Genomic DNA, 6196 nt, shown 5'->3' with positions numbered 1-6196 from the left:
AAATCTCAATTCAAGAAGACAAGAAAGCGCTTTAAAACCAGTAGACCTTTTCGTAAGGTTCGCTTGATGTACCAAGATGAGGCTGGTTTCGGTAGAATCAGTAAACTGGGATCTTGTTGGTCTCCAATAGGAGTAGGTCCACATGTCCATAGTCACTATATACGAGAATTTCGCTATTGTTATGGAGCTGTTGATGCCCATACAGGCAAATCATTTTTCTTAATCGCTGGTGGATGTCATACTGAGTGGATGAACGCCTTTTTAGAAGAGCTTTCACAAGCTTATTCAGATGATTATCTTTTACTCGTTATGGACAATGCCATATGGCATAATAAAAGCGCTGAATCGGTCAATCAGGCTTTAAAACTCATCTTAAAACAAGACAAGATTCTGTCCATCACGGCAGATAATGGTACAGAATTTAACCGCTTGTCTGATGTATTTTCTGAGGAACATATCTATTATGCGCACCCCTATGCCTCTTGGGAAAGGGGAACTGATGAGAATCACAACAGGCTCATTCGGAGATGGTTACCTAAGGGAACTAAGAAAACGACTCCCAAAGAAGTCGCATTCATCGAAAATTGGATTAATAACTATCCTAAAAAATGCTTGAACTACAAATCACCCAGAGAAGACTTCTTGATGGCTAACTTGAACTTGAAATTTGGCTTTTTTGAAAAAATAGGTAAAAAGTTTAAAAACTCGAAGAAAACTCTTGACAAATCCTGCAAATATTTATATAATCTATGGTAGTAAGGTAGTCTTACGAAAAAATATTTTAAAGAAAAACAAAGGAGATAAAACGATGAAAAAAGTTTTATTGACAAGCGCAGTCGCTCTTGCAGCATTTGGTGCTGTACAAGCTGTTTCAGCTGATACAGCAACTTTTAGTGAGGCTAATGTTCAAACATTGCCAAATGCTAAACCTGCAGCTGATGAGAGAACAGAACCAAGTGCAGAAGTTTCTAAACTCTTTAAAGAAGCAGCAGAAGCAGCAGAAGCAGCAGCTAAACGTGGAGAAGAAGCAAGTGGTAAAGTTAATACTACTGAAAATGGTGATTTGACTATTGATGATATTAAGTCTCACCTTGCATCTCAACAATCTCAACAATCTAATAAACAAAGAGTTGTTACCGATAGATATGTTAAGGTTTATGATAAAGAAGGTAATGAACTGAAACTTGATGGTAAAGCAGTTGAGATTAAGTATGAAAAATCAGCTAAAAGTACTGTTGAAGTTAAAACTAAACGTGGAACATATAAATTAACAGTTCGAGTACAAAATGGTAAAGCAACCCTTTTGGAAATTCCTCAACTAGTAGCTTCTGCTGAAAAACCAGCTGCTCAAGCAGCATGGGTTCAATCAGGTTCTCGCTGGTGGTACAAACACGCTGATGGTTCTTACACAACTAATGGTTGGGAAAAAATCAACGGAACTTGGTACTATTTCGACCAAGCTGGTTGGATGGCAACTGGTTGGGTTAAAGACAATGGTACTTGGTACTACCTAAACGACAACGGTTCAATGGCAACTGGTTGGGTTAAAGATAACGGTACTTGGTACTACTTGAAATCATCAGGTGCAATGGCAACTGGTTGGTATCAAGTTGGTGGTAAATGGTACTACTCATACGCGTCAGGAGCTCTTGCAGTTAATACAACTGTAGATGGTTATAAAGTAAACCACAACGGTGAGTGGGTTAAATAATCCAAGATAATTTAAAACTAGGAGAGTTCTCTCCTAGTTTTTTTGCTCTTTGTTAGCTATAGGGGTAGAGTTTTTGGCATTTTCCTTGCAACTCCGTCTATTGGTTAGAAGAAAATAAAAAGTGAACAAGACGATATTTCAGTCGTAACCGCCTAATAACGAAGTATATTGAAAAATCTCCAGCCTAGAGAACTCACGGATAGTTCCTAATCTGGAGATTTCTTATTTGCACTTTTCTTGTACAACTTTAGTCCATGGTAAATCAGCCTCTAAAACCTCTTTGTTTACGAGAGTTTCCTCGTTCGGAAGACATTCTAGAAGATAGGATAGCTATTTCTCACTATTTAATTGATGACGTTTAGCTGTTTCCAACAAGCTCATAATAATAGCTCTTGCTTTAGCTCCTTCAAAATTTTGAGAAAACAACCACCCTCGCTTTTTAAAATTTAGCTTAGGCTAAAAGAGTCCACTGGACTCTTTTACTCCGTCCCATAACCAATGATTTAATGGCGCGTTCAGCTAGATTATTGGAAAGGACCAGATGCCCGTCTTTCAAAATGGCCTTAAAGGTTTCTTCATACTTGAGACTGTATTCAATTGCCCTTCCTAGTTTTGAACCAGGTAAAACTGACTGACGCCGACACCAAGCAAAGAAGTCTTCCATTAGGGGTTGGAGCTCTTCTTGACGTTTCTGTAGTCGTTCATCAGCTGGCAAAGCATGCAATCGCTTTTCACCTGCTTTTAAGGCCTAGTTTAAGACTAAGTTAGAACAAGGAAAACATTACAATGTAGCCATCATCCACCTTGCAAAAAAACTTATCCGAACCATGTTTTATCTCCTAAAAAAGAGCTACCATTTGACGAACAAAAAGTGATGTAATTTCTGAAATTAACACAAGATTACCTTTGAAAAAAATGGACTTTTTCAAGGGATTTTTGCCGTGCTCTAAAATCATCGCTAAATCATCAAATTGAAATAAGAAATATTTTAGATAAACTATTGACTTTTCTTATAGTTTGTCTTTCATTATAGCACATTTTTAAATCTAAGTTTACTAGTTTCAATGCTTCTATCTATTTATTCGGGAAAAAGTTTGAAAAATACTTGCTCTAGCTCTTCCCAATGGTATTTTTTGATTCTTTCCTTTATAATGGGTGTATGGATAAGAAAAAATTATTATTGATTGATGGGTCTTCTGTTGCTTTTCGGGCGTTTTTTGCACTCTATCAGCAGTTGGACCGTTTTAAGAATGCGGCTGGTTTGCATACCAATGCCATTTATGGTTTCCAGTTGATGTTGAGCCATTTGTTGGAGCGGGTGGAGCCTAGTCATATTTTGGTGGCTTTTGATGCGGGAAAGACGACCTTCCGGACAGAGATGTATGCGGACTATAAGGGTGGTCGGGCTAAGACTCCTGATGAGTTTCGTGAGCAATTTCCTTTCATTCGTGAGTTGCTGGATCATATGGGGATTCGTCACTATGAGCTGGCTCAGTATGAGGCGGATGACATCATTGGGACGCTGGATAAGCTAGCTGAGCAGGATGGTTTTGATATTACCATTGTCAGTGGGGACAAGGATTTGATTCAGCTGACGGATGAGCATACGGTGGTTGAAATTTCCAAGAAAGGTGTAGCTGAGTTTGAGGCCTTTACGCCAGATTATCTCATGGAAAAGATGGGCATTACACCGACGCAGTTTATCGATCTCAAGGCGCTTATGGGAGATAAGTCGGATAATATCCCTGGGGTGACCAAAATCGGTGAAAAGACGGGTATCAAGCTCTTGCTGGAGCATGGTTCGCTTGAGGGAATTTATGAAAATATTGATGGGATGAAGGCTTCTAAGATGAAGGAAAACCTTATCAATGATAAGGAACAGGCCTTTTTATCTAAAACACTGGCGACCATTGATACCAAGGCACCGATTGAGATTGGTTTAGAGGATTTGGTCTATAGTGGTCCAGATGTGGAAAATCTTGGAAAATTCTACGATGAGATGGGCTTCAAACAGCTCAAGCAGGCTTTAAATGTGTCGTCAGCTGATGTGGCTGAGAGCTTGGATTTTACTATTGTTGACCAAATCAGTCAAGATATGCTGTGTGAAGAGTCTATCTTCCATTTTGAGCTTTTTGGTGAAAATTACCATACGGACGATTTGGTTGGTTTTGCTTGGTCTTGTGGGGATAAGCTTTATGCTACAGACAAGCTTGAGCTGTTGCAAGAGTCGATTTTCAAGGACTTCTTAGAAAAAACACCTTTGAGAGTTTATGACTTTAAGAAAGCTAAAGTTCTCTTGCATCGTTTGGGTGTGGATTTGCAGGCGCCTGCTTTTGACAGCCGTTTGGCTAAATACCTCCTTTCGACTGTGGAGGACAATGAAATTGCGACCATCGCTAGTCTTTATGGTCAGACTTATTTAGTTGATGATGAAACCTTCTACGGTAAGGGAGTCAAGAAGGCCATTCCTGAACGTGAGAAATTCTTGGAACATTTGGCTCGTAAGCTTGCCGTTTTGGTCGAAACAGAGCCTATTTTGCTTGAAAAACTCAGCGAAAATGGGCAGTTAGAGCTTCTTTATGATATAGAGCAACCTCTGGCTTTTGTCCTTGCCAAGATGGAAATTGCTGGGATTAAGGTTAAAAAAGAAACCTTGCTTGAAATGCAGGCTGAAAATGAGCTTGTCATTGAAAAACTCACTCAGGAGATTTATGAACTGGCTGGTGAGGAGTTTAATATCAACTCTCCTAAGCAGTTGGGAGTGCTTCTCTTTGAGAAATTGGGGCTTCCTCTCGAGTATACTAAGAAAACTAAGACAGGTTATTCGACTGCCGTGGATGTCTTGGAGCGTCTAGCTCCGATTGCACCAATCGTTAAGAAAATTCTCGACTATCGTCAGATTGCTAAGATTCAATCGACTTATGTGATTGGCTTGCAGGACTGGATTTTGGCTGATGGCAAGATTCATACTCGTTATGTGCAGGATTTGACCCAGACCGGGCGTTTGTCTAGTGTGGATCCAAACTTGCAAAACATTCCTGTGCGTTTGGAACAAGGGCGCTTGATTCGGAAGGCTTTTGTGCCTGAGTGGGGGGATAGTGTGCTGCTCAGCTCGGACTATTCACAGATTGAATTGCGCGTTTTGGCGCATATTTCTAAGGATGAGCACTTGATTAAGGCTTTCCAAGAGGGGGCAGATATCCATACTTCGACAGCCATGCGGGTCTTTGGCATTGAGCGTCCTGAGGATGTGACTGCAAACGACCGTCGAAATGCCAAGGCTGTCAACTTTGGAGTGGTTTACGGCATTTCAGATTTTGGTTTGTCTAATAATCTGGGCATCAGCCGTAAGGAGGCCAAAGCCTACATTGATACCTACTTTGAACGCTTCCCAGGTATTAAAAACTACATGGATGAAGTGGTGCGTGAGGCGCGTGATAAGGGCTATGTGGAGACCCTCTTCAAGCGTCGTCGTGAGTTGCCAGATATCAATTCGCGCAACTTCAATATTCGTGGTTTCGCAGAGCGGACTGCCATCAACTCTCCTATCCAAGGTTCGGCGGCAGATATTCTCAAGATTGCCATGATCCAGCTGGATAAAGCCTTGATTGCAGGTGCCTATCAGACTAAGATGCTGTTACAAGTGCACGATGAAATCGTCCTTGAAGTTCCTAAATCGGAGCTGGCAGAGATGAAAAAATTGGTCAAACAAACCATGGAAGAAGCCATTCAACTCAGTGTTCCCCTCATCGCAGATGAAAATGAAGGGGCAACCTGGTACGAGGCTAAATAAAAAGGGGGCTAGTCCTCCTTTTTTGTAGTAGAATTATGCAAGCCTTTTCAAATTGTGCTATACTGATGAAAAAGGAGGATTTCTATGAGTCAAGAATTTATCAATCCAAGTGATGGTGTGATTCGTCAGTATCTAGCAACGAGTAAAACCCTTGCTGTTGTGGGCTTGTCAGACCGTGAAGAAACAACTAGCAATCGAGTGACCAAGGAAATGCAGGCTCGGGGTTATAAAATCATCCCAGTCAATCCCAAGGTGGCAGGTGGCGAAATATTGGGTGAAAAGGCTTATGCTAGTCTAGCTGAGATTCCTTTTCCTGTAGATATTGTCAATGTTTACCGTCGCAGCGAGTTTCTGCCTGATGTGGCGCGTGATTTTCTCAAAGCTGATGCCAAGATTTTTTGGGCACAGCTAGGACTTGAAAGTCTAGAAGCGGAAGAAATCTTGCGTGCTGGTGGATGTGATGACATCGTGATGAATCGTTGCATCAAGAGAGAACATACACGCTTAATTGAGGAAGCATAAGAAAAGGTAGCTGGTGGGCTACCTTTTGTGTTATACTCAATAAAAATCAAAGAGCAAACTAGGAAACTAGCCGCAGGTTGCTCAAAACACTGTTTTGAGGTTGCAGATGAAAGCTGACGCGGTTTGAAGAGATTTTCGAAGAGTATAAAATTTTGACATTCTAAAACGCA

At 40.9% G+C, this 6196-nt stretch carries 4 protein-coding genes and 1 pseudogene; 4 read left to right on the top strand and 1 reads right to left on the bottom strand.

Translation table 11 applies throughout. The features are described 5' to 3' along the window. Positions 1-756: IS30 family transposase (locus HT719_RS11405; RefSeq protein ID WP_240156539.1), on the top strand; the 756-nt coding region annotated here is incomplete at its 5' end. A gap of 52 nt (positions 757-808) precedes the next feature. Further along, positions 809-1711 (top strand): choline-binding protein, encoded by a 903-nt coding sequence (locus tag HT719_RS00860; RefSeq protein ID WP_000757032.1) that lies wholly within the window; start codon positions 809-811, stop codon positions 1709-1711. A 222-nt stretch (positions 1712-1933) separates the two neighbouring features. Here the strand turns inward: HT719_RS00860 and HT719_RS11985 are convergent. Continuing rightward, positions 1934-2426, bottom strand: a pseudogene (locus tag HT719_RS11985) (IS66 family transposase); the annotation flags it as partial. A 444-nt stretch (positions 2427-2870) separates the two neighbouring features. On the opposite strand from HT719_RS11985, the gene polA reads away from it, so the two are divergent. Both polA and HT719_RS00840 read left to right on the top strand, forming a co-directional pair. Continuing rightward, positions 2871-5504, top strand: coding sequence for a DNA polymerase I (gene polA, locus HT719_RS00845; protein WP_172927918.1), 2634 nt, complete (start codon positions 2871-2873; stop codon positions 5502-5504). Between the two features lie 84 nt (positions 5505-5588). Further along, a complete protein-coding gene (locus HT719_RS00840; RefSeq protein ID WP_000076488.1) occupies positions 5589-6026 on the top strand; it encodes a CoA-binding protein in 438 nt (145 codons plus the stop codon). Positions 6027-6196 lie beyond the last annotated feature (170 nt).

The sequence above is a fragment of the Streptococcus sp. k-378 genome (assembly GCF_013277505.1).
Taxonomy (GTDB): Bacteria; Bacillota; Bacilli; order Lactobacillales; family Streptococcaceae; genus Streptococcus; species Streptococcus pseudopneumoniae.
The sequence above is the reverse complement of the archived record's forward strand: the minus strand, read 5'-3'. Positions and strand labels throughout refer to the sequence as shown.